Below are 24,567 nucleotides of genomic sequence, written 5' to 3'. Positions count from 1 at the left end.
CGGGGCAGGGCCGGTCGGAATCGAACCGACGTCCTCCAGCGTGCTGTGCCGGCGCGACGACCTCTGCGCTACGACCCTGCCGGCGGGTAGCTTAGTACCCTCGTGCGCGGTTGGTAGAGCTGGTGCAGCACAAAAGTGTTGCCGTCGGGGTCGGAGAAGCTCGTGACCCGCGAGAACGGCCCTTCCTCGATCGGTCCGTCGAAGATGATGCCCCGCTCGGACAGCTCCTCGAAGGTCTTCTCGATGTCGTCGGTGTCCAGCACGATGCCGCGCAGCGAACCCGCAGGCATGGTCTCGAACCAGGTGACGAGCGTGAACGCGGTCTGGCCGTGCCTGGGCGCCACCTCGACCCACCGGCGGTCGCCGGAGTCGTTGTCGCTGACCAGCTCCCAGTCCAGCGCGTTGACGTAGAAGTCGCGTGCCCGGTCCTGGTCGCTCACCGGGATGGACACGATCTGCACGTGATCGATCGGCATGCTTTGCAGGGTACCGCCGGAAGTGTCCGTCTCGTGGCGAATTGCCCCTCTTAGAGCAGGACCCATTCGGTGTGCACGGCGGCGCCCTCGACGGGCTCGCACCGCAGCCGCACCGACCCCGCCACGACGCCCCGGAACCGGAACCGGCCCTCGCCGTCGACGTCGGTCTCGAGGCTGCCAGCGGGGGACTCCAGCACCACCCGCGCCGGCACCGCCGGGGACACCTCGCCGACCAGTTCGACGGCACCCGCGCGGGTCGTCGCCTGCACGTCGATCGTCAGCGAACCGCCGAAGAAGGACAGCAGCCGCGGTGACCCGCCGCCCCGGACCGCGACCAGCCGCGTCGCGGCCGAGTCGGCGGTGAGCTGGGCCAGGGCCGCGTCCGGGTCGCGCCAGGCGATGCTGGCCCGCGCGGCGGCGAGGACGTTGTCCGGCACCGGGTCGCGCCGTCCGGCGATGTCGCGCAAGGCCCTCAGCACCTCTTCCTCCCCGATCATCGGGTCGGCCCTGCCCAGAACGTCATGTCGAACCCAATCTGCGTCGCAGCGTGCCGAGGCAACGCTGCCGGGTCGGTCCGATGCTGCCGACCGGCACGTCGAGCGCGGCCGAGACCTCGGCGTAGCTCGGCGGGGGGTCGGCGATGAGCACCCGCAGCAGCTGCTGGCAGGGCTCCGACAGCGTGCGGAACTCGTGCCACAGCGCGGCGTCGCGCTCGTCGCGCAGGACGCCGGCGTCGGGCTCCTCGTCCGAGCTGACGATGCTGCCGGCCAGGGTGCCGACGAAGTCGGTGGCCGCGCCCGCCGGCACGTCCCGCCCGCCGCGGCGCAGCAGCGCCAGGGCCTCCCGCCGGGCGGTGGTGGCGAGCCACGAGCCGAGCTTGTCCGGGTCACGAACGTCGTCGATGTGCTCGACCAGACGCAGCCAGGTGGCCTGGCTCACATCGGACGCGTCGGACTGGGCGAGTTGGAAGCTGCGCGCGACGGACCAGACAAGGTTGGCATATCTGTCCACGATGGACTCCCAAGCCTTCTGGTCGCCGGTGGCGGCCGCCCTCAGGACCTCGGCGTTTTCAGGCTCAGCCATGGTCTCGAAGGCTATCATCGAGCCCCCAGGGAGACGGGATGCGGCGACCTGCGTGCCGCACCCCGTCACCCCCCTCCCCCTGGTGTGGCACCGATGGCCTTTCGTGTGAAGCCGGCGGCCGGTCGGGCGGAGCACGGCGATCACGCCAGCCCCGCGTAGCGGCCGTATCTGCGGTTCGCGCCCGCGATGACCGCCTCCGCCGCCAGCCGGGCCGAACCGGCCCCGGGCAGCGCGTCGGCGATCGCGGCGGCGACGAACGGCGCCGCGAACGACGTCCCGCTCCACGTCGCCCAGCCGTCGTCGAACCCCTCGTGATGGACGAACGTGCTCGTGATGTCGGCGCCCGGCGCGGCGAGTGTGATCCACGTGCCGGTGTTGCTCCAGTCGCTGATCCGCCGGCCGTCGTGTGCCGCGACGGCGATGACCCGCCGCCGCCACGACACGCTGGTGCCGGCGTAGGCCGCCGGCCAGAACGGCCGGTCGTGCTGCCCGTCGTTGCCGGCGGCGGCGACCACCACCCGGTCGCCGGTGCCGAGCAGTCCCGCGAGGGCCGCCGTCAGCAGCAACGGCGGCCGGTCGTCGAGCGTGTAACCGCCCAGCGACAGGTTGATGATCTGATGGTCGTACGCCTGCCCGAGACCGGCGATCAGATCGCTCTCACGGCAGACCCCGTACGTGTCGACGATCCTCATCACCCTCGGCCGCACATGCTCGGACCTGGTGAGCAGCACGCCGGCGACGAAGTTGGCGTGCCCGACGTCGCCGTCGCGGACCCCGTCGTCCGTGCCGGCGTCGTGCTGCAGGTCGGACTCGAAGTCGTCGGTGACATACCGGTCCTTGGGCAGCGGGCTGTTCAGCCACACCCCGGTGTCCAGCACGAGCACCTCGACCTCCGGCACCGCACGGTCACGGACCGTGAGATGCCCCGGCGCCACCGGCCGCGGCGGGCCGTACGGCCCGGCGTGCTCGAACGGCGTCGACACGAACACGTGGTTGGGTCCGGCGGCGACCCTGCCGTCACCGGCCGCCTCGGCCTGGACCCGCACCCGCCTCGCGGCGCGCGCGACGTCCAGGCCAGGCAACCGCACCCGCCGGAACCCGTCCGGGACATCCCCCTCCTCCACGATGTCCCGCACGGTGAAGCCCTGCTCCAGGAACGCCTGACGAGCGGTGGCGAAGTGGTCGTCGAGCACCAGGAGCTCGTCCGCGACGAACCGCACCGGGGTGCCGTCCGCCCGGTCCTCGCGACGCACCCAGCCCAGCCCGGCGAGCCGCCGGGCACGGCGTGACCGCCACTGCTCCGAACGGGCGTCCGCTGCTGCCATGGGCTCCTCCTCACGTGGTCTGCAAAGAAGAGGCAGGCGGTCGGGTTCCTGATACACAAATTCCTGGCCGGTGTCCGCCCCGGCTGTTTTCTGTCGTACCCGGGCGGCATGATGATGCCCGTGGCGAGCGATGACCAGCAGACCGTGACCCGTGAACTCACCGTCCTCGAAGTGACGGTCGCCGGTGCGACCGGGACGGCGCGCTCACTGGTGCGCCCGGACGACACCGTGACCATCGGCCGCGACGCCGCCAACGACCTGGTGGTCGAGGGCACCCTGATCTCCCGCCGGCACGCCGAGGTGATCTGGAACGACGACGGCTGGTTCCTGCGTGACCTGGGCAGCCGCAACGGCACCTACGTGGCCGGCGAGAAGGCCGCGTTCGTCGCCGCCGTCGACGGGGGAGAGGTCCACCTCGGCGCCGCCGACGGTCCCGCCGTCACGTTCAAGGTCATCACGATCACCGAGCAGATCCCGGTCCAGCCGCCGGTGCCGCAGCAGCCGGCAGCACAACAGCCGGCAGCACAACAGCCGGCGCAGCATCCGCCCGCCGTGCCCCGCGAGGCCGCGCTGCACACGGCGGGCGCGCTGATCCGGCTCGGCCGGGGGCCCGACAACGACATCGTGCTCAGCGACCTGCGCACCTCCCGCAACCACGCCGAGCTGCGCCGCACCCCGACCGGCTACGAGGTCGTCGACCTCGGCAGCCGCAACGGCACGTTCCACAACGGCAAGCAGGTCACCCGCCAGGCGATGCAGCCCGGCGACATGATCTCGATCGGCAAGCACGAGTTCATCTTCGACGGGATGCGGCTGCACGAGTTCGAGGACGCCGGCCCGTCGTCCCTCATCGCCGACGACCTCACCGTGCGGATCAAGGACGCGATCCTGCTCGACGACGTCAGCTTCGCGCTGGCCGAGGGCAGCCTCCTGGCCGTCATCGGACCTTCCGGCTGCGGCAAGTCGACCCTGGTCAAGGCCGTCGCCGGGCTGCGGCCGGCGACCCAGGGCACGGTGCGGTATGACGGCCGCGACCTCTATGCGGACTACGCCGAGCTGCGCTACCGCATCGGCATGGTCCCCCAGGACGACGTGCTGCACCGCCAGCTCACCGTGCGCCGGGCGCTGCGGTTCGCCGCCGCGCTGCGCTTCGCCGACGACGTGCCGCGCAAGGAGCGCCGGGTCCGCGTCGCGGAGGTGCTCCGCACGCTCAACCTCACCGAGCGCGCCAAGATGCGCATCGACAAGCTGTCCGGCGGCCAGCGCAAGCGCGTCTCCGTCGCCCTGGAGCTGCTGACCGAGCCGTCGCTGCTGTTCCTGGACGAGCCGACCTCCGGCCTCGACCCCGCCCTGGACAAGGAGGTCATGGAGGAGCTGCGCGACCTGGCCGACAAGGGCCGCACGGTGGCCGTCGTGACCCACAACGTGATGCACCTCGACCTGTGCGACCGGGTCCTGGTCCTGACCGTCGGCGGCCGGATGGGGTATTTCGGCCCGCCCGCCGACCTGCTGTCCTTCTTCGGCGCCGAGGACTACGCCGAGGTGTTCCGCGAGGTCACCACCAACGCCGAGCACTGGACCCGCACCTACCGCAGTTCCGAGCTCTACACGCAGTACGTGACGGCACAGATCGCCGAGGCCCCGCTGCCGAAGCCGGCCGCGGTCGAGCGCGTGACCGTCCCGATGCCCCGCGACCCGGCCGACGCTGCGATTCCTGCAGCCGTTCCCACTGCGGCCGTTCCGACTGCGGCGATTCCCGCTGCGACGTCCCTCGACTCGCCGACCGACGAGCAGGCGATGCCGAAGCGGCCGTCGTCGGCACCCGCGGCGTCCCCGGCCCCTGAGCCGTCCCCCGGCGGGAAACCGGCCCGGGCGGTCGGCCGGGCGCGGGTGAAACTCGGCGGTGCGTCGCTGCGCAGCCGGGCGCTGCACCCGGCCGCGCCGATCCGGCAGTTCCTCACCCTGTGTCTGCGCATGTTCTGGGTCATCGGCGCCGACCGGGGCCTCGCCCTGTTCACCGTCGGGCTGCCCCTGGCGCTGGCGTTGCTGACCCGCACTGTGCCGGGGGAGAACGGGCTCGCGCCCGGCCCGGGCAGGATCAGCCTGGAGGCGCAGCGCCTGCTGGTCGTGCTCGCCGTCGGCGCCGCGTTCCTCGGCACCGCCGCCGCGATCCGCGAGATCGTCAACGAGGCGACCATCTACAAGCGGGAGCGGGCCGTCGGGCTGTCCGCCGGGGCGTATCTCGCGTCGAAGGTCTTCGTGTTCTCGATCATCATCGTCGGGCAGACGGCGCTGTTCACCTGGCTCGCGCTGCTCGGCAAGAACCCGCCGAAGGACCCGTTGATCTTCCAGGAGCACTGGCTGCTGGAGATCAGCATCCCGGTCGCGCTGGTCGCGCTCGCGTCGATGGCGTTCGGCCTGCTGGTCAGCGCCCTGGCGAAGACGACCGAGCAGACGACCCCGGTGCTCGTCGTGGTGGTGATGGCGCAGCTGGTGCTGTCCGGCGGCCTGTTCGAGCTGCAGGGGCAGACGGTCCTGCAGGTGATCGCGTGGATCTTCCCGACCCGCTGGGGCCTGGCGGCCGGCGCGTCCACGGTCGACCTGACGTCGATGATCCCGTTCGAGGACTCGCTCTGGGAGCACACCACGGGCGCATGGTGGCGGTCCGTGCTGATCCTGGCGCTGCAGATCGCCGCGCTCATCGGCCTGGCCCGCCTGGCCCTGCGCCGATTGGAACCGGGGCGGCAGTAATTCCGGCCGGTGCCCGGCAGTGATCCCGGCCGGTGCCCGGCAGTAGCGTTGAGATCATGTCAGATGCGATCCGCGCCGAGACGGTGTACATCGGCGACGAGAAGATCCAGGCCTACCAGGCGGTGCCGCTCGGCGCCGGGCCGTTCCCCGGCGTGGTGGTGATCCACCACCTGCCCGGCTTCGACGAGTCGACGAAGGAGATGGTGCGCCGGTTCGCCGTCAACGGCTACCTGGCGATCTGCCCCAACCTGTTCTGGCGGGAGGCGCCCGGCGCCGCCCCGGACGACGCGTCGGCATTCGTGCGCGGCCAGGGCGGCATCCCCGACGAGCAGATCATCGCCGACGTGCGGACCGCCGCGGCCGCGCTGCACGCGGTGCACAGCGCCGACGGCACGCCGATCCACAACGGCAGCGCACACAACGGCAAGGTCGGCGTCATCGGGCACTGCTCCGGCGGGCGGCAGGCGTTGCTGGTCTCGACCGCGCTGCCCCTGGATGCCGCCGTCGACTGCTACGGGGCGTTCGCGCTGGAGCCGCCGCCGGCGGCGAGCGGGCTGAAGATGACCTCGATCAAGGACCGGCTCGGCGACCTGAACTGCCCGGTGCTGGGCCTGTTCGGCGACGACGACAGCAACCCGGCACCGGCGGAGGTCGACCGGCTCGCCGGCATCCTCGCGGAGCACGGCAAGCAGTTCGAGCGGCACAGCTACGAGGGCGCCGGCCACGGGTTCTTCGCCCCGGACCGGCCCGGCTACCGGCCGCAGGCCGCCGTCGACGGCTGGAAGCGGATTTTCGCGTTCTTCGACCGGCACCTCGGCGGCAAGCGATTGGAAGTCTGAGCATGTGCACCTACGACACCGAGACCGTGGAGCTCGAGGGCAGCGCCAAGGGGCCGGCCGGCTGGTTCCCGGTCACCCGCGCCGCGGTCTACGTCGACCACCCGCACCACGCGCCGTTCGGGCACACCCTCAACATCGACTTCGCCGACCCGGCGCTGGGCCCGTCGGCGCGGGTGGCGGTCGAGCTGACCGAGGAGGCCGCCCGGGCGCTGGTCGCCGCGATCACGGCCGCCCTGGACCACGCGCCCGCAGGCCTGGCGAGCAGGGAGATGCAGGTGTAGACATCCAGGGATGGGCGCCTATCGCGACACGTACGAGCGCAGCCTCAGCGACCCCGACTGGTTCTGGCGGGACGCCGCGGCCGGGGTCGACTGGGCGCGCATGCCGATCCGGGTGCTGGACCGCGACCGCCCGCCGTTCTACCGCTGGTTCCCCGACGCCGAGCTCAACACCTGCCACAACGCCCTCGACCGGCACGTGGCCGCCGGGCGCGGCGAGGACACGGCGCTCATCTACGACAGCCCGGTCACCGGGACGCTGCGCACGTACACCTTCCGCCGGCTGCGGGACGAGGTCGCCGTGTGCGCCGGAGCGCTGCGCCGGCTCGGCGTCGACCAGGGTGACCGGGTCGTCATCTACATGGCGATGGTGCCGGAGGCGATCATCACGATGCTCGCCTGTGCCCGGCTCGGCGCCGTGCACTCCGTCGTGTTCGGCGGGTTCGGGCCGAAGGAGCTCGCCGCCCGCATCGACGACGCCCGGCCGAAGGTCGTCGTCGCCACCTCGTGCGGGATCGAGGGCAGCCGCGTCGTGGCCTACAAGCCGCTGCTGGACGCGGCGCTCGCCGAGGCCGCGCACCGGCCCGCGCACTGCGTGATCCTGCAACGCGGGCAGGCCCCGGGCGAGCTCGGCCCCGGCGACCTGACCTGGGACGAGGCGCTCGACGGTGCGCCCGAGGTGGCGTGTGTGCCGGTCGCCGCCACCGACCCGCTGTACATCCTCTACACGTCGGGCACCACCGGCCGGCCGAAGGGCATCGTGCGCGACAACGGCGGCCATGCCGTCGCCCTCACCTGGTCGATGGCCAACGTGTACGCGACCGGACCCGGGGACGTGTTCTGGGCGGCGTCGGACGTCGGATGGGTCGTCGGCCACTCGTACATCGTCTACGGGCCGCTGCTCGTCGGCGCCACGACCGTGCTGTACGAGGGCAAACCCGTCGGCACCCCGGACGCCGGCGCGTTCTTCCGGGTCGTCGAGCAGCACGGGGTGACGGCGCTGTTCACGGCCCCGACCGCGATCCGCGCGATCCGCAAGGAGGACCCGGACGGCGCGCTCATCGCGAAGTACCGGGCGGGACCACGGCAGGGCGGGACGCTGCGCACCCTGTTCCTCGCCGGTGAACGGCTCGACCCGCAGACCTACGAATGGGCGGGCCAGGTCCTCGGCGTCCCCGTCGTCGACCACTGGTGGCAGACCGAGACCGGCTGGCCCGTCGCGGCGAACCCGCGCGGCCTGGAGCCGATGCCGACCAGGCCCGGCTCGCCGTCGGTGCCGGTGCCGGGCTTCGACGTGCGGATCCTGCAGCCCGACGGCACGCCCGCCCCGCCGGACGTCGACGGCGCGATCGTCATCGCCCTGCCGCTGCCGCCGGGCTGCCTGCCGACGCTGTGGCAGGACGACGAGCGGTTCGTCGCGTCGTACCTGTCCGCGTTCACCGACACGTACCCCGACGGCGTGTATCTCACCGGCGACGGCGGCCGGTTCGACGCCGACGGGTACCTCTACGTGATGGGGCGCACCGACGACGTCATCAACGTCGCCGGGCACCGCCTGTCCACGGGCTCCATGGAGGAGGTCCTCGCCGCCCACCCCGCCGTCGCCGAGTGCGCGGTGATCGGCGTCGACGACGACCTCAAAGGCCAGGTGCCGCGTGGTTTCGTGGTGCTGAAGGCGGGCGTCGGCACCGCCCACGACGTCCTCGAGTCGGAGCTGGTGGCGCTGGTGCGCCAGCGCATCGGCGCCGTGGCATCGCTGCGCCGGGTGCAGGTCGTGCCGGCACTGCCCAAGACCCGCTCCGGCAAGATCCTGCGCAAGACCATGCGCGGCATCGCGGCCGGCGACGACCCGGCGGTCCCGTCCACGATCGAGGACGCGTCAGTGCTGGACACGCTGCGCCCGATCCTGCGCTCATCCTGATCAGGCAAGCCTGATCCTGCGCTCATCCTGATCAGGCAAGCCTGATCCTGCGCTCATCCTGATCAGGCAAGCCTGATCCTGCGCTCATCCTGATCAGGCAAGCCTGATCCTGCGAACACGCTGACAGCGAACACGCTGTGAGCGAACCGGAGGAGCTTTTCCGGGACGCCGCGCATACGGTCAAGCCATGGCCGACACGCAGATCCCCTTCGACAGCGCAGTTTTCGACCGACTGCTCGCCAAGCGCATCATCGTCCTCGGCACCGAGGTCAACGACGAGAGCGCCAACCGCATCTGCGGGCAGCTGATCCTGCTCGCCGCCGAGGACGCCGAGAAGGACATCAGCCTCTGGATCAACTCACCGGGCGGGGTCATCAGCGCCGGCCTGGCCATCTACGACACGATGCGGTTCGTGCCCAACGACGTGTCGACGGTCGTCATGGGCATGGCCGCGTCGATGGGCCAGTTCCTGCTCAGCGCCGGCACCCGCGGCAAGCGCTACGCCCTGCCGCACTCGCGGGTCATGATGCACCAGCCGTCCGGCGGCATCGGCGGCACCGCCTCCGACATCGCGATCCAGGCCGAGCAGATGCTCTTCACGAAGAAGACCATGCAGCGGCTGATCTCCGAGCACACCGGCCAGACGTATGAGCAGATCGAGGAGGACTCCGACCGGGACCGCTGGTTCACCGCGCAGGAGGCCGTCGACTACGGGTTCGTCGACAAGGTCGTCGCCGGCGCCGAGCAGCTGGCCGTTTCCTGATCGCGCGTTTAGGCTGCCGGGCGTGAGCATCGAACGTGAGGTCGCGCCCGGGCAGGTCGGCTTCGACGCGAAACGGCTGGCCGCGCTGGACGCCCACTTCGCCCGGTATGTCGAGGACGGCCGGCTCGCCGGCTGGCAGCTCGTGATCAGCCGGGACGGCCGGGTCGCGCACGCCTCGACGTGCGGGCGGCGCGACCTGGAGGCCGGTCTGCCGGTCGAGCCCGACACCCTGTGGCGCGTCTACTCGATGACGAAGCCGATCACGTCGGTCGCCGCGATGATGCTCTGGGAGGAGGGCCGCTTCGAGCTGACCGACCCGATCAGCCGATGGCTGCCCGAGTTCGCCGCACCGCAGGTGTACGACCGGGGCTCCGCCGGGCAGCCCTACACGGTGCCGGCGGCCGAACCGATCCGGGTCTGGCACCTGCTGACGCACACGTCGGGCCTCACGTACGGGTTCCTGCAGACGTCGGTCGTCGACGCGCTGTACCGCAAGGCCGGCTACGACATCATGTCCAAGCCGGGCGTCGACCTGGCCCAGGCCTGCCGCGACTGGGCGGCGCTGCCACTGCTCTTTCAGCCCGGCACCGGCTGGGGCTACGGCGTGTCCACCGACGTGCTCGGCCGGCTCGTCGAGGTGGTGTCCGGCCAGTCGCTCGGCGACTTCCTCCGCACCAGGATCTTCGAGCCGCTCGGCATGACCGACACCCACTGGTGGGTCGACCCGGCCGGCGACGACGCGAAACGCCTCGCCGCGCTGTACGTGCCGGGCCCCGCTGCCAATGCCGCAGTGCAAGCCGGCGCCGCGACCAGGTTCGATCCCATCGGCCAGCATGCGCTGCGGGAGCCGGACCTGCACTCCGGCGGCGGCGGCCTGATCTGCACCGCCGCGGACTACCACCGCTTCACGTCGATGCTGCTCCGTGAGGGCACTGTTGCAAGTGAGGGCACTGCCGCGGGGGAGCGCCTGCTCAGCAGCCGGACCGTGCGGTTCATGACCCGCAACCACCTGCCCGGCGGCGTCGACCTGGACCGGCTACAGACCGGGGGGTTCGCCGAGACCACGTTCGAGGGCATCGGCTTCGGGCTCGGCTTCGCCGTGGTCCGCGACCCGGTGCCGGCCCGGACACCGAGCTCGCCCGGCTCGTACTACTGGGGCGGCGCGGCCAGCACGGCCTTCTGGGTCGACCCGGCGGAGCGGCTCACCGTCGCGTTCTACACCCAGCTGCTGCCGTCCAGCACCCACCCGATCCGGCCGCAGCTGCGCCAGCTGATCTACTCAGCGCTCACCGACTGACCAGCTCACTGACTGAAGCTCAGGTTCCCGCCGCTGGTAGCCACATGGACCTTGTGCAGCGAGGCAGCGTCGGACTGCACGGCGCCGGACTGCGTGCCGCCGTCGAGCTCGGCGGCGACCGCGTAGCGGTCCTTCGTGAGCTTGAGCTTCACGTCGCCGCCGCCGCTGTCGACGTCGATCCGGTCCGGGGCCTGCGTCACGGCGAGGTCGACGGCGCCGCCGCCGGTGCGGGCGGTCAGCTCCGGCGGGGCGAGGCCGGCGCCGGTCAGCGCGCCGCCGTCGGAGGACACGTCGATGATGCCGGTCAGCCCGGTCAGCGCGATCGTGCCACCGGAGCTGTCCAGGCGCACGGTCAGCGTGGAGGGGATCTCCACCGTGTACGCGATCGAGCAGTCACCGCTCTTGCAGCCGGTCGAGGCCAAGACCAGCTCACCACCGTCGACGCTCTGCTTGCGGCCGGGCTTGTCGGCCTTGAAGGTCGACGTCTCGGTCACCTTGATCGTCGGCCCGGTGCCGACCTTGACCGTGATCGCGCCGCCGGCGCTGTCGATCTCGACCACGCTGACGTCGTCCTTGACCTCGAACGTGTTGGTGGCGGTCTGCGAGCTGCCGTTGCCCTTCCCGGCGCCGTCGCTGCCCGACGGCGTGTCGGAGCCGCAGCCGGCGAGGGCCGGCGGTGCCGCGAGGGCCAGCAGGGCGGCGAGCGTCAGAATCCGCGGTGACTTCACGGAGGTCAGCTTCGCACGCGCCCAGCGCGCCGTTCAAACAGGGCACTGCCCGGCAGGGGCGGCTCGGTAGGCTCGCCGGATGAACCTTGTCGATGCCGCGTACGACCGCGCCGAGGCCAGTGACTTCCCGATGTCCTGCGAGCGTCCCGTCGGCCGGTTGCTCGCGGCCCTCGCGGCGGGCGTGCGACCCGGCGGGAACATCCTGGAGCTCGGCACCGGCGCCGGGGTCGGCGTCGCCTGGCTGGTCAGCGGGCTCGGCGAGCGCACCGACGTGACCGTGACCTCGATCGAGCTCGACCCGGCGACGGCGGCGGTCGCGGCGAAGGAGACCTGGCCGTCCTATGTAGACCTGCGGATCGCCGACGCCCTGACGTTCCTGGCCACCGCCGCCGGCGCGTTCGACCTGATCTTCGCCGACGCCCAGGGTGGAAAGAGCGAAGGACTGGACCTGACGATCGCCGCGCTGCGCCCGCGGGGCATCCTCGTCGTCGACGACATGCGGACCGTCGAGGACTGGCCCGACGAGTTCAAGGTCCGCCAGGACGGGGTCCGCCGGACCCTCGTCGAGCACCCGCACCTCGTCTCCGTCGAGCTCGACCACGGCTCCGGCATGGTGCTGAGCACCCGCCGGTAAGACCCTCGGGCGTGCCGGAGGCACCAACGGCCCGGGCAGGGTCATCCGACCGAAGGAAGCGCCGGGGCCGGGGTGTGCCGGTACCGTCGAAGTCGATGAACGCCGTGGTGCTTGCCCTGCACGGGTTGCTCGTGGAAGGGACCGTCGAGACCGTCGAACCGGTCCTGGCCGGTTGCCTTGTCGCCGCGGAGCCGCGGCTGGTGCTGGACGTGTCCCAGGTCACGGTCTGCGACACCGCCGGCGCGGCCCTGCTCGTGCGGGTCGCGACGCTCGCCTGGCAGCGCGGCGGCGAGCTGCGGCTCGCCGCCCCGTCACCCGCGATCCGGTCCTGGGCGCAGGTCGCCACCGGGATGGACACGATCGCGGCCTTCGCCACCGTCGAGGGCGCCGTCGAGGCCGACCCGCGCGACCTGCTCACGGGTGGGGCAGCGGCCGGCGGGAGCCTGCCGGCGGCGTGCGTCGACGAGCCGGTCTACCCGCAGCGCCGCCGGCCCCGCTGGCGGGTCAACCCTTCGGCCCGCGGACGATCACGCCGAGGTCCCGCATCACCGCGTCGGTGAGCCCGGGCAGCTGGGCCGGCTCGATGATCACGCCGCGCAGGCTGCTGACGCCGCTGACCTCCGACAGCTGGTTGCCGCGCAGGTCGGCGCCGCGCAGGTCGCAGCTCTCGAACGACATCTGCCGCAGCCGGCATCCGGACATCGCCGCCTGCGGCAGGACACAGTCGCGGAAGACGGTGTTGACCAGGACACAACCGACGAAACCGGTCGGACCGATCGTCGTGATGTCGTCGAGGGTCGCCGCGTCCAGCCGGCACCCCTCGAAGAGCACGTCGCCGAGGCGCGACTCGGCCAGATGGGCCCAGGTGAGCTTGCAGTTGACGAAGTGGACCCGCTCGAAGGTCAGCCCGGTCAGCCGGGCCGCGGTGAAGTCGACCTTCTCGAGTCGGCAGCCGGTGACCGTCACGTCCTCCCACACGACCCCGTTGAGGTCGAGATTCTCCAGGTGGGAGCGGCGCAACCGGGCGTCGATGAGGGTGGTGCGGATGGCGCGGCCGGTCTGCACGTGGGCGTCGTTGAGGTTGCCGCCCCACGGCGCGCTGACCGGCTCGAGCTCACCCTGGTCGATGACAGGGAGATCGATGTCGAGTTCATGCACGGTGCGCAGTGCCACGCACCTCACCGTACACACGTAGGCTGATGCGTCATGAGTGATACGGCGGCGGTCGGGCAGCGGCGGGTCGACGGGCGCACACTGCGGGCCGAGCGGACCCGCCGGGCCATCGTCGACGCCCATCTCGCGCTGCTGGAGGAGGGCGACCTCAAACCGACGGCGGAGCGGATCGCGGAGCGCGCCGGGGTCTCCCTGCGGGCGCTGTGGACGAACTTCAAGGACATGGAGCGGCTCTTCGCCGCCGCCGGCGCCAGGCTGATGGAGCGTCAGCTCGCCGAGCACCGGCCCGTGCCGACGGACCTCCCGTTGCCGCAGCGGATCGAGGTGTACTGCGAGCAGCGCGCCCGGCTGCTCGAGCTCATCGCACCGGCGGCGCGGGCGGCCCGGCTGCGGGAGCCGTTCTCCGCCGCGCTGCGGCACAACCGGACCTGGTATGTCACGAACGCCCGCGAGGAGCTCGAGAAGCTGTTCGCCGACGAGCTGGACGGCGTCGGTGGTGCTGCCGGCGGTGACGCGGCGCGGGAAGCGAGCCTGCACGCGCTGACGGTGGCCACGACGTTCGCGTCATGGTCGATGCTGCGCGACGAACTGCACCTCGATGTCCCGGCCGCGACCGCCGTGCTGCGCCGCGCGGTGACCGCGCTGCTGCACCCAGACACCGGACCATAAGTTTCGCTTAGGTCATCGTGAAATCGGCGCTCCTGGTTGGGAAAGCCGGCCGCCGTACTCATAGGCTTCGGTGCGGTTGAGTCGTCTGTGCCTCAGGAGGCAGCTGGTGTCCGCGTACGGCCCTGAATACGGCCCTGAATACGGCCCGGAGTACGGCCCTGAGTACGGCACCGAGTACGGCACCGAGTACGGCACAGAGCCCGGCACCGAGGGTCATGAACCGCGGCACCGTCGCGGCACCCGGCTCGCCGTGATCGTCGGGGTCGGCGTCGCCGCCCTGCTGGTCGTCGGCGCCACCGCGTTCGGCGGTGCGGTGCTGCTCGGCAACGACGGCGACACCGGCGACGCCGCCCGCACCTCCGTCGCGGGCGACACGACCGGCGACCCGGCGAACGCCGGCGACCCGGCCGCGGGGGACCCGTCCTCGCCGGTCGAGGGCGCCACCGCCGACCCCAGCACTGCCGCCCCGACGAGCGCCGCGGCGACCCCGACGAAGGCGGCGACCACGCCGCCGGCCAAGCCGAAGACGACCGCGCCGGCCGCCGGCAACTCGTCCTACGAGCAGCAGGTGCTCGTGATCGTCAACGCGGAGCGGGCGAAGGCCGGTTGTAAGCCGCTCGCGTACAACGCGAAGCTCGCCACGGCTGCCCGTAAGCATTCGCAGGACATGGCCACCAACGACTACTTCTCGCACACCTCGCAGGACGGCACCAGCTTCGCCACCCGCATCACGAACGCGGGTTACAAGTGGTCCGGGGCGGCGGAGAACATCGCGAAGGGCCAGCGCACCCCGGCCGACGTCATGAAGGCGTGGATGAACAGCTCCGGGCACCGTGCCAACATCCTGAACTGCGGCCTGAAGGATCTCGGCGTCGGCCTCGCCTACCAGGGCAAGACCCCGATCTGGACCCAGGACTTCGGCAGCCCCCGGTAACCCTGCCGCGTCACCACTGCAGTGACAGCTACCGATCGGTATACCGCCCGGTAGAGGAAAAAGACCGTCCAGTGGTTGCGCTCCGGCGCGCCATTCGGCATCGTGCACATCGGTCAGTGCTTATGGTGCCCGGGCGGATTACTCAATTTCCCTTCGCGTGGGTGCGCTCCACCCGCATCTCGAACGTGTCTTTCGAGCAAGGGACTATCAACGTGATCGCTGCCTCCCTGCGACGGACTGCCTGGCTGAGACGGACTGTGGCGCTCGCCGCTGCGGCGCTGCTCGGACTCGGCGGGTCGCTCGTCGGCGCCCTGCCGGCCGCGGCGGCCGGGGTCGGCTATGTCCGCCTCGCCCACCTCTCGCCCGACACGCCCGCCGTCGACGTCTACCTGAGCTCGGTCAACGGGTCGATGGCGACGCAGAAGTTCGACGCGGTCGGCTACGGCGTGGTGTCGAAGTACCTGCCCCTCGCACCCGGCACCTACGCGGTCGCGATGCGGCTGCCCGGCGCGGCCGCGGACAGCCCGCCGGTGCTGAGCACGCAGGCCACGGTCGTGGAGGGCAAGGCGTACACGGTCGCCGGCGTCGGCAAGTTCACCGATCTCGGCCTGCGGGTCATCCCCGACGACCTGGCGCTGCCGGACCCGGGCAAGGCCAAGGTCCGCGTGGTGCAGGCGTCGGTGAAGCAGCCGATCCTGGACGTGGCGATCGCCAACGGCGCGAAGATCGCCGGCAACGTCGCGTTCGCCACGACCACCGACTACCAGGTGGTCGACCCGGGCAAGTGGACGCTGCGGCTCACCGCGCCGAGCGTCACCACCGCCGCGACCACGGTCACCGCGCCGCTCAAGGCCGGCAGCGTCTACTCGCTGATCGTCCTGGACGGCAAGAGCGGCCTCACCGCCCAGCTGCGCACCGACGCGACCAGCAACGGCGTGCCGGCCGGCGGTGTCGACACCGGCGGCGGCGGCACCGCGAACGACGGGGCCTTCGGCGTCTGGCAGACGGTCTCGGTCCTCGCCGGGGTGCTGCTGGTGCTGGCGATCGGCGGCGGGCTGCTGCTGCGCCACAACCGTAGCCGCAGGCAGCGGGTTCTCGCCGGTTGATGTCCTCGTAGGCTGCAAGCATGGTCAGGTCCGCCGGTCAGGTCGTCAGGCATCGCGCGTTTCGCCTGAGTCCTGGCCGGCGGCGGACCCTGACCCTGATCGTCTGCGTGCTCGCCCTCGCCACGCCGGTGTACATCGGTGCGGCGACGCTCGTCGGCCGTCGCGTCGACATCGACGCCGGTGAGTCGACCTGGATCGTCCCGCACCGCATCGACCTGGACCCGGGCACCCTCGCCGCCAGCACCCAGGACGGTGCCGATGCGCCGCCCACGCGCCTGCGGATCACGTCGCTCGGGGTCGACACGAGTCTCGAGACGCTGACGATCGACCCGGCAGGACAACTGCAGAGCCCCAAGGTGTACGAGGAAGCCGGCTGGTTCGCCGCCGGCACCGCCCCTGGCGACCCGGGCCCCGCGGTCCTCGCCGGGCACGTCGACTCGCGGACCGGCCCGGCGGTGTTCTACAAGCTGCACGAGCTCAAGGCCGGCGACCGGGTCGAGGTGCAGCGCGGCGGCGCGTGGCTCACCTTCACGGTGACGGCCCGCGAGCACTACGCGAAGGCGAAGTTTCCCAGCGACCGGGTCTACGGCCCGACGCCGCTGGCCGAGCTGCGGCTCATCACGTGCGGCGGCGAGTTCGACGCCGCCCGGCACTCCTACCGCGACAACGTCGTGGTCTACGCGGTGCTGAGCTGAGAAGTTTAGGGTCGGTGTGCCAGGTCGCCTCGCGGCGATAGGCGCATCACGGCTCCAGCCGAACGGTATTCCGTGAAGGCAGTGTGGTGAGGCCCGGGGACACACAGCACACCGACTCACTAGACAGTAGCGCGCCCGGCACGCATCGTCCCGTGATCTGGATCTCAGCGCTTCCGCACGCCGCGGAGGAACAGGACCGCGCCGACGATCGCGGTGATCGGGCCGATGACCGCCCACATCGTGTTGCCGCTCATGGCGCTGCCGCCGAGCAGGTTCAGCCCCTGCAGCGTCCAGACCACGCCGGAGAGGATCAGCAGCGCGCCGACGATCACCAATACCCACTTCATGGCGCTCACAGTAATACCGGAGCCGCGCTCAGAGCAGTGCCGAAGCGCGCCAGAGTCGCTTGGCCGGACCTTCGACGAGGCCGAGCTCCTGCAGGAACGCCGTGACCCGCTCCGCCGACCAGCGCAGCGTCTCCCGGAACGCGGGGTTGCGCCAGGCCGCCGCGCGCGCCGCGACCGGGTCGAGCCCGACCGCCGCGTACGCGCCCGGATGGATCAGCGAGTGGGTGACCGTCCACGCCGCCCGGCCGATCATGAGCCGCGAGTAGGCCAGCGACACCCGGCCGCCGAAGCCCCGCCGGCTCGCCGCGACCTGGCGGGCCAGTTCGTCACGGGCGTACCGGATGTGCCGGGCCTCCTCCACGACGTGGATCCGCGACACCATCCGGACCAGGGGCTGGAGGCTGTCGTCGGCCATCGCCTCGCGCTGCAGGGCGTCGAGGATCTCCTCGGCGATGAGCGCCGCGGCGAACGTCTGCACCCCACCGGCGGTCGCGCCGAGGTACCTGCCGAGGGCGCGTTCGAGCGGCGCGGGCCGGTACGCGGGCGTGCCGAACGCCTCGATCATCCGCGCGAACATGATGGAGTGCCGGCATTCGTCGCCGACCTCGGTCAGCGCGTACTGCACGTGGCCCGTGCGCGGGTCCTGGTCGCTGATGTGGCGCAGCAGCATCCGCATGAGCAGCATCTCGAACCAGATGCCGATGCTGGCGATGCTGGCGACCTCGTGCCGGGACAGCTCGACGCGCTGCTGCGGGGTGAGCCCGTCCCACAGTGGCGTGCCGAACAGCGACAGCCGGTGCGCGGGGGCGAACATGCGCTCCGGGTCGAGCGGCGCCCGCCAGTCGATGTCGACGTCCGGGTCGTAGGAGTTGCCGGCGGAGATCTTCAGCAGCCGCGCGGCGTTGGCTTCGCGCTCGTCGACGACAGACATGAGCTGCTCCTTAGTTGCACCTTGACGGAGCTGCTCCTTGACGGCTCCGGCAGGACTTGGTACTCATCAGTACCATGCCTGAGGAACCGCAACCGGTCAAGGCCGAGCTGCTCGTCGACGGCGCCGCCCACGCCGTCGAGCTGCACCTGAGCGGGCACTTCCAGCCGCTCGACGGCCGGTACCACTGGGGCGGCAGGATGACCGGTGCCGCCGACGTCCCGGAGGAGATCTCAGCGCTGGTGCGCGCCGGCCGCCGCGACGTCCAACTGCGGTGCGCGCCCGCGGACCCGGTGCCGGCCCGCCTGCTCGACATCGACCCGTGGGGCAACGTCCGTTTCGCCGGCACGGGCGCCCCGCCGCACGGCGCTGTGTAAGAGACGCTGGGTAAACGTCGGGCGCCACCCTCCGGCTGGCCCTCGGCAGCTGGCGGGCTGCTCGCGGAGGGTGACCGTCGGTGTGGCGCCCGGTTGACGCGGTCCCGGTGGTGCTGGGCTGTTCGGGTTGGACGTGCTCAGCGGCCGGCGAGGAGCCGGTTCACCGCGTTGTCGACGTCCAGGTGGTCGGTCTCGTGCCCGCGCGGCACGGCGCTGTACGTCCGGCGCAGGAAGCGCACCAGCACGCTGCGTGGAACCTCGAACAGCGCGTTGCCGTCCGGTGAGGACAGGGCCAGCGCGACGAAGTCGCCGCGTGGACCGTTCCACGGCCAGACCCGCACGTCGCCGATGCCCGCGGGCTCGTCCAGGCCGGTGAACAGCAGTTCACGGGCGAAGGACCAGCTGACCGGCTCGCCCCCCGCCGACTCGGCGTGGAAGAGGACGTGGACCGCGTACGGGTCGCTCGGGTCGTATCGCAAGCTGGCTCGCACCGGCAATGCAGTCGCGTCGGGCGCGACGAGTCGTAGGGATGTCTCGACCTCGACGGTCGATGGTCGGATAGCGCTCATGTCGTACTCCCCCCGGCACCGCTGCGGAGCATGCCGTGCCCCGCCTCTCTTATGTTGAGGCGATTCCCAGTGTTACGCGTAGTGATTCTGCGATCTCACTCTGTAGTGTTTCTGGGCCCGATTTGCCGTCAACCGAACAACGTGTGCGCGATGTCCGGTTTTCAGAGCGTGACCGGGGTCCTTGACGTGACGTGTGGGTCGTACGTCAATTCATTCGGGTAACGTCCAGTGGTTCGTGGGAGTGACGGGTTATCCAGTGATGGGAACGGAAATTGCGCGACAGTGAGGCGGACGGGTCGGGCGTTACGCCTGATTCCGGACCGCTTGCCTCCCCACCGGGTGACTTCCGGCGTGTCGCTGCGCCGGAGCAGGGCTCCGGGGCGGGTAGTAGGACCGGGTTGCCGGGTCGGCTGCTGGCCCGGATGCTCGGCTGGCGTGAGCGGCTCTACGCGACCCGCATCGGCCGGTTCGGTGTGAAGATCGTGGTCGCGCTCGCCGGCACGCTGGTCATCGCCGTCGGTGTGGTGCTGCTGCCGTTGCCCGGGCCGGGCTGGCTCGTCATCCTCGGCGGCCTGGCGATCCTGGCCATGGAGTTCCACTGGGCCCGCCGGCTGCTGGTGTTCACCCGCCGGCAGTTGCTGCGCTGGACCAAGCTGGTGCGGGACGGCTCCTGGCTGGTGCGGGTCGTCTCCGTCGGCGGCCTGCTCCTCATCGTCGGTGCGGCGTTGCTGCTCTCGCTCCAGTTGCTGGCTTGAGTGCTCGCTTGAGTGCTGGCTTGAGTGCCCGCCTGGGTGCTCGCCTGACTTCACGACAGCGATCATGCTGCGGTCCAGGATGAGCCAAGGACATCCGTGCCGGGTGACTCGGTAGACGCGCCGATCTGTGCTGTGATCTGTGCTGGGATCCGCCTTGATCTGTGGATGCCGCCTTAACCGATTGTGCGCGTTTCATGTTGTCTGCGTTTCGTGCGGCGCTGATTCAGCGCCGGTTGCGCGAGAACGGTACGGTGGGAGTGATCTCGCCCGGTATCGGGGCGTAGTATCCCGCTGAACATCTTGGTTCGTGTCCGAATGATGCGGCACGTGTACGCAATTGGCAGCACCTGAGGAAAGGCCACTCATGGCGAAACGCGTCATCCACGAGCTGATCGACGACATCGACGGCAAGCCCGCTGCCGAGAGCATCGTGTTCGCGCTCGACGGCGTGCAGTACGAGATCGACCTGTCCGCGTCCAACGCGGCGAAGCTGCGCGACGCCGTCGCCCCGTTCGTCGCCGCCGCGACGAAGATCGGGCGGGGTGGCGTGGTCAGCACCGTGCGCGGCCGCGACGTGCGTGGCCGGGGCGTCACCCGCGGCGACCGCGACCAGAACCGTGCCATTCGGGAATGGGCGCAGGCCAAGGGGATCGACGTTTCCGACCGGGGCCGGATCAAGCAGGACGTGGTGGACCGCTACCACGCCGAAGCCGGCCGCTAATTACCACGAGTTGAGAAACCGGTCGATGCAGCGTCGCATTCCGGCGAAACGCGCGATCGAGCAGTGATCGAGTCGCGGCCCAGCTGGGTCGCGGCTCGTTCGCAATCACCGCCGGGAAACGAGGGTGGCACCGGCATGGATGGTGCAGGGCAGCAGCCGCTGCACCGCGGCGTCGACCCCGGCGTTCCCGGCACCGCCGCTTTCGATGGCCGCGGTGAGCTGGTCCACCGCCTGCCAGCCCATTTCCCGGCGCGGGATCCGCAGCCGCGTGATCTCCTCGTCGAGCGGCCCGGTGCCGGCCGGCTCGCCCAGCGCCACCACCGACAGGTCGCCCGGCACCGACCAGCCCCGGGCCCGGGCCGCCACGACCAGCGCGACCGCGTCGGCGTGCTCCTCCAGGAACACCGCGGTGAGCCGCTCCCGCCCGATCGCGTCCAGCCAGCCGGACAGTTGCCCTGACAGCGGCCCGGACAGCGGTAGGTGCAGCCGGTCGCCGCCGGGCTGGAAGCCGCGGAGCCGGTCCGCGTGCGACTCGGCGGGCCCGCCGGTGCCCAGGTAGCCGATTCGGGTGTGGCCGAGCTCGCCCGCCCGCTGGACCAGCGCCGCCACCGCGGCCGGGTAGTCGGCGCCGACGTACGGGACCGGGCCGCCGGCGTCGTCACGCCGGCCGACGGACACGAACGCGTGCCCCTCGCCGACGAGCCGGACCAGGTCGTCCCGGTCGACCCGCCGGCCGAGCAGGATCGTGCCGTCCGCGATCCCGATCCGGCTGTCCGCGTGGAAGATCTTCCGATGCGCGCCTGCGCCCCCCGACTGTGCCCCCGACGTGAACTGTGCCCCCGACGTGAACAGCAGCAGGTCACAGCCGAGTTGCTCGGCCCGCTGCTCGATGCCGACCAGGAACGGGTGGTAGAAGTCCGCGGCGGTGCTGGGGAACACCGGCTCATACGTGAACACGCCCAGGATCCGGTTGCGCCCCGACACGAGCCGGCGGGCCACCGGGTCGGCGACGTAGCCGGTGGTGCGGATCGCGTCGAGGACCCGCTGCCGGGTCTCTGGCGCGATCCGCACGTCGTCACCGGTGCGGTTGTTGAGCACCAGCGACACGGTCGCCTGGCTCACCCCCGTCATCCGCGCGATGTCCCGCTGCGTGACTCGTCTGCTCACAGGCGAAGGTGTATCACCCTTTGAGGCCTGTATGGGCCAGGCCTTCCACGAACTGGCGCTGCGCGATCACGAACACGACCAGGACCGGTAGCGCGGTCAGCGTCGCGGCCGACAGCTGCACGTCCCACATGGGGCCGCCGTACGCGTCGACGTACTGCGTCAGCGCCTGTGGCAACGTGAACTTGTCCTTGCTCGACAGGTACACCACCGGCTCCAGGAACAGGTTCCAGCTGTTGAGGAACGTGAAGATGCCGACCGCCCCGAGGGCCGGGCGGGCGAGGGGCAGGGCGATGCGCCGGAACGTCGCGAACCGGCCGAGCCCGTCGACGCGCGCCGCCTCCTCCAGCTCCTTCGGCAGGGTCACGAAGAACTGCCGCATGATGAACGTCGCCAGGACGCTCGGCGCGCCGAAGATCGGCACCAGGATCAGCGGCCAGTGCGTGTCGATCATGCCGAACCGGTTGAACAGCTGGAACAGCGGCACGATCGTCACCTCGCTCGGGATGAGCAGGCCGGTGAGCACGACCACGAACAGAGCGTTCTGCCCGGGGAACCGGATCCTGGCGAACGCGTACCCGGCCAGGGACGCGACGACCATCGTGCCGACGGTGACGATCGCGGCGATGTACAGGCTGTTCCAGTACTGCTGCGCGAACGGCTGCAGCTGGAACACCTCCCGGTAGGCGCCGAAGTGCCACTCGGAGGGCAGCAACCGCGGCGGGTAGGCGAAGATCTCGCTGGTCGGCTTGAACGACGACGTCACCATCCACCACGTCGGGAAGACGAAGGGGACGCACAGCACGGACAGCAGCCCGTACACGAACACTTTCGTTTTACTGCTCATGGACGACCCACTTCCGGCGCAGCTGCCACTGCACGAGGGTCAGGGCGAGCACGATGACGAACAGCAGGATGGCCAGGGTCGAGCCGTAGCCGAAGTGGTGGAACTGGAACGCCTGCTGGTAGAGGTAGTAGACGAGCACGGTGGTCGAGGTGCCGGGGCCACCCTGGGTGAGCACGGCGATCTGGGCGAAGACCTGCAGCGAGCCGACCACCGTGATGATCGACGTGAGCAGGATCGTCGGGCTGATCATCGGCACGGTGATACGCCGGAACCTGGTCCACGCCGACGCGCCGTCCAGCTGGGCCGCCTCGTACAGCTCACCGGGTACCCCCTGCAACGCGGCGAGGAACAGCACCATGTTGAGGCCAACGTTCTTGAACACCTGCACCGCGATCACGGACACCATCGCGGTCGGGCCGGTCCGCAGCCAGTTGGGACCCTCGATCCCGACGGCCTGCAGCAGTCCGTTGACGCCGCCGTTGGACTGCAGCAGGAAGCCCCACACGATCGTCCAGGCGACCAGCGACACGACGACCGGGGAGAAGAACAGCGTGCGGTACACCGCGAGCCCCCGCAGCCGCTGGTTGAGCAGCACCGCGAGCAGCAGCGCCAGGCTGAGGTTGAACACCACGAGGCCGACGGAGAAGATCCCGGTCGCGCGCAGCACCGACGGCAGCGACGGGTCGTCCAGCAGCGCCTGGTAGTTGTCGGCGCCGACGAACTCGAAGCTGTCGGCGAGGACGTTCCACTCGTGCAGGCTGTACCACAGCACCATGCACAGCGGCGCGAAGACGAAGACGGCCGAGCCGGCCAGCTGGGGGGCGATGAACAGCCACCCAGCCAGCCGGTCAGCGGTTCTGGTCCGCAGTTTCACTGCTTCGCCAGTTGCGGGGCGATCTTGGCGCACACGCCGGACAGCACCGCCTTGACGTCGGCCTGCGGCTGCCACAGCGGGTCGAGGCTGGCGCGGACGGTCTGCGACAGCTCGGCGAAGCCGGCGTGGCTGGGGCCGACCGCGCCCTTGGCGATCCCGTCGACGACGACCTTCTGCAGCTGGTCGGGCTTGAGCAGCGGGTTGGTCTTGGCCAGGGTCTCGGCGGTCTGCTGCGAGGTGCGCGGCGGCGGGAAGTACGCGGCGAGCTTCGCCGAGTTCGCGGGGCTGGTCATGAACGCGAGGAACTCCTGCGCCGCGTCGGCGTGCTTGCCCTTCTTGAACACCCCGATGCCGGCCTGGCCGAACACCGCGTAGTCGCCGACCTTGCCCTTCGGCAGCGGCACCAGGTCCCAGCCGAACTGGTTCTTCAGCAGCGACGCCCGGCTGATCTGGGTGATCGTCATGGCCGCGTCACCGGCGAAGAAGTCGGCGCTGACGCCGGGGCCGGGCAGGGCCTTGTCGGTGAAGATCGCCTTGTGCAGGGTCGTCATCGCGTCGACCATCTCGGGTTTGTCGAACCCGCAGGTCTTGCCGTCGGCGCTCCACGCCTGCGCGCCCCAGCCGCCCCAGAAGCTGGCCAGGTTCTGCCACGACTTGTAGTCGAAGTCCCGCACGACGAGGCCCGCCTTGCCGGTCGAGGCGTTGACGGCGGCCGCAGTCTGCAGCGCCGTGTCCCAGGTCCAGTTACCGGCCGCGATGAGCTCCGCGGGGGTGGGCTTGCCGGCCTTCTTCACCAGGTCATTGTTGACGAACACGCCGAACGGCGAGGTCGAGAACGGGTACGCGTACAGCTTCCCCTGCTGCTGCCAGAGCTTCATCGGGCTGGCGCCGAGATCCTCGAACTGGTAACCCGGGGTCTTCTTCAGCGTGTCGTCGAGTGGTACCAGCGCGCCGGAGGAGACGAAGTCAGGGGCGGAGTTCTCCAGGATCCAGGCGAGGTCGGGCTGGTTCCCGCCGGCGATCTGGGTGGTCAGCGCCGTGGTGTACGTGTCGAACGGCAGCGAGTCGAACTTGATCTCGGTGACGTTCGGGTGCGCCGCCTTGTACTCGCCCGCGATCTCGTTGAACAGCTTCAGGTGGGCCTCGTTGGCGGTCCAGATCGTCATGCGCAGCGAGACCGGGCCGGTGTCCTTGGGGGTGTCGTCGTCGCCTGAGCCGCACGCGGTCAGGCCGAGCAGAGCTGCGGTGGCGACTGCCAGCGCTGTCTTCATTCGCATGGGGGTCTCCTATTGGGGGTGTCTTCAGCAGGCCGG

The 24,567-nt window shown here is 70.8% G+C and carries 28 protein-coding genes and 1 tRNA gene; 15 read left to right on the top strand and 14 right to left on the bottom strand.

Translation table 11 applies throughout. The features are described 5' to 3' along the window. Window positions 1–5: 5 nt before the first annotated feature. The 5 genes from ACFPIJ_RS19010 to ACFPIJ_RS18990 form a co-directional block, all read right to left on the bottom strand. A tRNA-Ala gene (locus tag ACFPIJ_RS19010) sits at window positions 6–78 on the bottom strand. Next, the gene (locus tag ACFPIJ_RS19005; RefSeq protein WP_380116472.1) at window positions 69–476 is read right to left on the bottom strand and encodes a VOC family protein; all 408 of its coding nucleotides are present in this window, start codon (window positions 474–476) and stop codon (window positions 69–71) included. Before ACFPIJ_RS19005 ends, ACFPIJ_RS19010 begins: the two co-directional genes overlap by 10 nt. 50 nt (window positions 477–526) lie before the next feature. Further along, window positions 527–955, bottom strand: coding sequence for a hypothetical protein (locus ACFPIJ_RS19000; protein ID WP_380116470.1), 429 nt, complete (start codon window positions 953–955; stop codon window positions 527–529). Window positions 956–995: 40 nt separating this feature from the next. Continuing rightward, on the bottom strand, window positions 996–1,559 hold the full coding sequence (locus tag ACFPIJ_RS18995; protein ID WP_380116469.1) for an RNA polymerase sigma factor: 564 nt from the start codon (window positions 1,557–1,559) through the stop codon (window positions 996–998). 140 nt (window positions 1,560–1,699) lie between these two features. Next, window positions 1,700–2,884, bottom strand: coding sequence for a S8 family peptidase (locus ACFPIJ_RS18990; protein ID WP_380116467.1), 1,185 nt, complete (start codon window positions 2,882–2,884; stop codon window positions 1,700–1,702). A gap of 120 nt (window positions 2,885–3,004) precedes the next feature. Here ACFPIJ_RS18990 and ACFPIJ_RS18985 point away from each other — a divergent pair, with 120 nt between their 5' ends. The 6 genes from ACFPIJ_RS18985 to ACFPIJ_RS18960 all read left to right on the top strand — a co-directional run bounded on the left by ACFPIJ_RS18985 (window position 3,005) and on the right by ACFPIJ_RS18960 (window position 10,733). After that, a complete protein-coding gene (locus ACFPIJ_RS18985; RefSeq protein ID WP_380116466.1) occupies window positions 3,005–5,635 on the top strand; it encodes an FHA domain-containing protein in 2,631 nt (876 codons plus the stop codon). Window positions 5,636–5,691: 56 nt separating this feature from the next. Beyond that, a complete protein-coding gene (locus tag ACFPIJ_RS18980) occupies window positions 5,692–6,474 on the top strand; it encodes a dienelactone hydrolase family protein (RefSeq protein ID WP_380116465.1) in 783 nt (260 codons plus the stop codon). A 2-nt stretch (window positions 6,475–6,476) separates the two neighbouring features. Then, a complete protein-coding gene (locus ACFPIJ_RS18975) occupies window positions 6,477–6,755 on the top strand; it encodes a DUF6295 family protein (RefSeq protein WP_380116464.1) in 279 nt (92 codons plus the stop codon). A 10-nt stretch (window positions 6,756–6,765) separates the two neighbouring features. Further along, window positions 6,766–8,673, top strand: coding sequence for an AMP-binding protein (locus tag ACFPIJ_RS18970; protein ID WP_380116463.1), 1,908 nt, complete (start codon window positions 6,766–6,768; stop codon window positions 8,671–8,673). Between the two features lie 187 nt (window positions 8,674–8,860). Then, window positions 8,861–9,436 carry an ATP-dependent Clp protease proteolytic subunit gene (locus ACFPIJ_RS18965; RefSeq protein ID WP_380116462.1) on the top strand — a complete coding sequence of 192 codons (576 nt, stop codon included), beginning with the start codon at window positions 8,861–8,863 and terminating at the stop codon, window positions 9,434–9,436. Window positions 9,437–9,458: 22 nt separating this feature from the next. Then, a complete protein-coding gene (locus ACFPIJ_RS18960; RefSeq protein ID WP_380116461.1) occupies window positions 9,459–10,733 on the top strand; it encodes a serine hydrolase domain-containing protein in 1,275 nt (424 codons plus the stop codon). A 5-nt stretch (window positions 10,734–10,738) separates the two neighbouring features. On the opposite strand, the gene ACFPIJ_RS18955 is transcribed toward ACFPIJ_RS18960, so the two are convergent. After that, window positions 10,739–11,461, bottom strand: a complete 723-nt coding sequence (locus ACFPIJ_RS18955; protein WP_380116460.1) for a DUF4097 family beta strand repeat-containing protein — start codon at window positions 11,459–11,461, stop codon at window positions 10,739–10,741. A gap of 79 nt (window positions 11,462–11,540) precedes the next feature. Here ACFPIJ_RS18955 and ACFPIJ_RS18950 point away from each other — a divergent pair, with 79 nt between their 5' ends. Further along, window positions 11,541–12,095 carry an O-methyltransferase gene (locus tag ACFPIJ_RS18950; protein ID WP_380116459.1) on the top strand — a complete coding sequence of 185 codons (555 nt, stop codon included), beginning with the start codon at window positions 11,541–11,543 and terminating at the stop codon, window positions 12,093–12,095. Window positions 12,096–12,190: 95 nt separating this feature from the next. After that, entirely contained in the window at window positions 12,191–12,655 is a 465-nt protein-coding gene (locus ACFPIJ_RS18945; protein ID WP_380116457.1) for an STAS domain-containing protein, read from the top strand. Here ACFPIJ_RS18945 and ACFPIJ_RS18940 read toward each other — a convergent pair. Next, the gene (locus tag ACFPIJ_RS18940) at window positions 12,600–13,268 is read right to left on the bottom strand and encodes a pentapeptide repeat-containing protein (protein ID WP_380116456.1); all 669 of its coding nucleotides are present in this window, start codon (window positions 13,266–13,268) and stop codon (window positions 12,600–12,602) included. The genes ACFPIJ_RS18945 and ACFPIJ_RS18940 overlap by 56 nt on opposite strands. A 33-nt stretch (window positions 13,269–13,301) precedes the next feature. Here ACFPIJ_RS18940 and ACFPIJ_RS18935 point away from each other — a divergent pair, with 33 nt between their 5' ends. The 4 genes from ACFPIJ_RS18935 (at window position 13,302) to ACFPIJ_RS18920 (ending at window position 16,672) form a co-directional block, all read left to right on the top strand. After that, a complete protein-coding gene (locus ACFPIJ_RS18935; RefSeq protein ID WP_380116455.1) occupies window positions 13,302–13,937 on the top strand; it encodes a TetR/AcrR family transcriptional regulator in 636 nt (211 codons plus the stop codon). Between the two features lie 106 nt (window positions 13,938–14,043). Beyond that, a complete protein-coding gene (locus ACFPIJ_RS18930; RefSeq protein ID WP_380116454.1) occupies window positions 14,044–14,871 on the top strand; it encodes a CAP domain-containing protein in 828 nt (275 codons plus the stop codon). 212 nt (window positions 14,872–15,083) lie between these two features. After that, a complete protein-coding gene (locus ACFPIJ_RS18925; RefSeq protein ID WP_380116452.1) occupies window positions 15,084–15,977 on the top strand; it encodes a DUF4397 domain-containing protein in 894 nt (297 codons plus the stop codon). Window positions 15,978–15,997: 20 nt separating this feature from the next. Continuing rightward, a complete protein-coding gene (locus ACFPIJ_RS18920; protein WP_380116450.1) occupies window positions 15,998–16,672 on the top strand; it encodes a class F sortase in 675 nt (224 codons plus the stop codon). 164 nt (window positions 16,673–16,836) lie between these two features. On the opposite strand, the gene ACFPIJ_RS18915 is transcribed toward ACFPIJ_RS18920, so the two are convergent. Both ACFPIJ_RS18915 and ACFPIJ_RS18910 read right to left on the bottom strand, forming a co-directional pair. Beyond that, the gene (locus ACFPIJ_RS18915) at window positions 16,837–17,019 is read right to left on the bottom strand and encodes a hypothetical protein (protein ID WP_380116449.1); all 183 of its coding nucleotides are present in this window, start codon (window positions 17,017–17,019) and stop codon (window positions 16,837–16,839) included. Between the two features lie 28 nt (window positions 17,020–17,047). After that, on the bottom strand, window positions 17,048–17,950 hold the full coding sequence (locus tag ACFPIJ_RS18910) for an AurF N-oxygenase family protein (protein ID WP_380116448.1): 903 nt from the start codon (window positions 17,948–17,950) through the stop codon (window positions 17,048–17,050). 74 nt (window positions 17,951–18,024) lie between these two features. Between ACFPIJ_RS18910 and ACFPIJ_RS18905 the strand changes: the two genes are divergently transcribed. Beyond that, complete coding sequence (locus tag ACFPIJ_RS18905; protein WP_380116447.1) at window positions 18,025–18,324, top strand: DUF4873 domain-containing protein; 300 nt, start codon at window positions 18,025–18,027, stop codon at window positions 18,322–18,324. A gap of 137 nt (window positions 18,325–18,461) precedes the next feature. Here the strand turns inward: ACFPIJ_RS18905 and ACFPIJ_RS18900 are convergent, their stop codons facing one another. Beyond that, window positions 18,462–18,893 (bottom strand): SsgA family sporulation/cell division regulator, encoded by a 432-nt coding sequence (locus tag ACFPIJ_RS18900; protein WP_380116446.1) that lies wholly within the window; start codon window positions 18,891–18,893, stop codon window positions 18,462–18,464. A gap of 398 nt (window positions 18,894–19,291) precedes the next feature. Between ACFPIJ_RS18900 and ACFPIJ_RS18895 the strand changes: the two genes are divergently transcribed. Both ACFPIJ_RS18895 and ACFPIJ_RS18890 read left to right on the top strand, forming a co-directional pair. Continuing rightward, on the top strand, window positions 19,292–19,648 hold the full coding sequence (locus ACFPIJ_RS18895) for a TIGR02611 family protein (RefSeq protein ID WP_380116445.1): 357 nt from the start codon (window positions 19,292–19,294) through the stop codon (window positions 19,646–19,648). Window positions 19,649–20,012: 364 nt separating this feature from the next. Next, entirely contained in the window at window positions 20,013–20,369 is a 357-nt protein-coding gene (locus ACFPIJ_RS18890) for a histone-like nucleoid-structuring protein Lsr2 (protein WP_203852988.1), read from the top strand. Window positions 20,370–20,474: 105 nt separating this feature from the next. Here ACFPIJ_RS18890 and ACFPIJ_RS18885 read toward each other — a convergent pair whose 3' ends face one another. Genes ACFPIJ_RS18885 through ACFPIJ_RS18870 form a run of 4 tightly spaced genes read right to left on the bottom strand, consistent with a single transcriptional unit; the run spans window position 20,475 to window position 24,531 of the window. Further along, a complete protein-coding gene (locus ACFPIJ_RS18885) occupies window positions 20,475–21,536 on the bottom strand; it encodes a LacI family DNA-binding transcriptional regulator (RefSeq protein ID WP_380116444.1) in 1,062 nt (353 codons plus the stop codon). A 13-nt stretch (window positions 21,537–21,549) separates the two neighbouring features. Beyond that, window positions 21,550–22,380: a carbohydrate ABC transporter permease gene (locus ACFPIJ_RS18880; protein WP_380116442.1), complete on the bottom strand. Its 831-nt coding sequence runs from the start codon at window positions 22,378–22,380 to the stop codon at window positions 21,550–21,552. Continuing rightward, window positions 22,370–23,254: a carbohydrate ABC transporter permease gene (locus ACFPIJ_RS18875; protein WP_380116441.1), complete on the bottom strand. Its 885-nt coding sequence runs from the start codon at window positions 23,252–23,254 to the stop codon at window positions 22,370–22,372. The genes ACFPIJ_RS18880 and ACFPIJ_RS18875 overlap by 11 nt, the downstream gene beginning before the upstream one ends. Further along, window positions 23,251–24,531 (bottom strand): ABC transporter substrate-binding protein, encoded by a 1,281-nt coding sequence (locus tag ACFPIJ_RS18870; RefSeq protein ID WP_380116440.1) that lies wholly within the window; start codon window positions 24,529–24,531, stop codon window positions 23,251–23,253. The genes ACFPIJ_RS18875 and ACFPIJ_RS18870 overlap by 4 nt, the downstream gene beginning before the upstream one ends. Window positions 24,532–24,567: the final 36 nt, after the last annotated feature.

The organism is Dactylosporangium cerinum, assembly GCF_042653625.1.
In the GTDB taxonomy this organism is placed as follows: Bacteria; Actinomycetota; Actinomycetes; order Mycobacteriales; family Micromonosporaceae; genus Dactylosporangium; species Dactylosporangium cerinum.
The sequence above is the reverse complement of the archived record's forward strand: the minus strand, read 5'-3'. Positions and strand labels throughout refer to the sequence as shown.

Excerpts from the sequence above, each read along its gene's own strand:
- ACFPIJ_RS18870 (WP_380116440.1), bottom strand. The coding sequence starts at position 24,531 with ATGCGAATGAAGACAGCGCTGGCAGTCGCCACCGCAGCTCTGCTCGGC.
- ACFPIJ_RS18920 (WP_380116450.1), top strand. The coding sequence starts at position 15,998 with ATGGTCAGGTCCGCCGGTCAGGTCGTCAGGCATCGCGCGTTTCGCCTG.
- ACFPIJ_RS18915 (WP_380116449.1), bottom strand. The coding sequence starts at position 17,019 with ATGAAGTGGGTATTGGTGATCGTCGGCGCGCTGCTGATCCTCTCCGGC.
- ACFPIJ_RS18995 (WP_380116469.1), bottom strand. The coding sequence starts at position 1,559 with ATGGCTGAGCCTGAAAACGCCGAGGTCCTGAGGGCGGCCGCCACCGGC.
- ACFPIJ_RS19005 (WP_380116472.1), bottom strand. The coding sequence starts at position 476 with ATGCCGATCGATCACGTGCAGATCGTGTCCATCCCGGTGAGCGACCAG.
- ACFPIJ_RS18990 (WP_380116467.1), bottom strand. The coding sequence starts at position 2,884 with ATGGCAGCAGCGGACGCCCGTTCGGAGCAGTGGCGGTCACGCCGTGCC.
- ACFPIJ_RS18905 (WP_380116447.1), top strand. The coding sequence starts at position 18,025 with ATGCCTGAGGAACCGCAACCGGTCAAGGCCGAGCTGCTCGTCGACGGC.
- ACFPIJ_RS18900 (WP_380116446.1), bottom strand. The coding sequence starts at position 18,893 with ATGAGCGCTATCCGACCATCGACCGTCGAGGTCGAGACATCCCTACGA.
- ACFPIJ_RS18880 (WP_380116442.1), bottom strand. The coding sequence starts at position 22,380 with ATGAGCAGTAAAACGAAAGTGTTCGTGTACGGGCTGCTGTCCGTGCTG.
- ACFPIJ_RS18980 (WP_380116465.1), top strand. The coding sequence starts at position 5,692 with ATGTCAGATGCGATCCGCGCCGAGACGGTGTACATCGGCGACGAGAAG.
- ACFPIJ_RS18910 (WP_380116448.1), bottom strand. The coding sequence starts at position 17,950 with ATGTCTGTCGTCGACGAGCGCGAAGCCAACGCCGCGCGGCTGCTGAAG.
- ACFPIJ_RS18890 (WP_203852988.1), top strand. The coding sequence starts at position 20,013 with ATGGCGAAACGCGTCATCCACGAGCTGATCGACGACATCGACGGCAAG.
- ACFPIJ_RS18945 (WP_380116457.1), top strand. The coding sequence starts at position 12,191 with ATGAACGCCGTGGTGCTTGCCCTGCACGGGTTGCTCGTGGAAGGGACC.
- ACFPIJ_RS18970 (WP_380116463.1), top strand. The coding sequence starts at position 6,766 with ATGGGCGCCTATCGCGACACGTACGAGCGCAGCCTCAGCGACCCCGAC.
- ACFPIJ_RS18965 (WP_380116462.1), top strand. The coding sequence starts at position 8,861 with ATGGCCGACACGCAGATCCCCTTCGACAGCGCAGTTTTCGACCGACTG.
- ACFPIJ_RS18950 (WP_380116459.1), top strand. The coding sequence starts at position 11,541 with ATGAACCTTGTCGATGCCGCGTACGACCGCGCCGAGGCCAGTGACTTC.
- ACFPIJ_RS18975 (WP_380116464.1), top strand. The coding sequence starts at position 6,477 with ATGTGCACCTACGACACCGAGACCGTGGAGCTCGAGGGCAGCGCCAAG.
- ACFPIJ_RS18935 (WP_380116455.1), top strand. The coding sequence starts at position 13,302 with ATGAGTGATACGGCGGCGGTCGGGCAGCGGCGGGTCGACGGGCGCACA.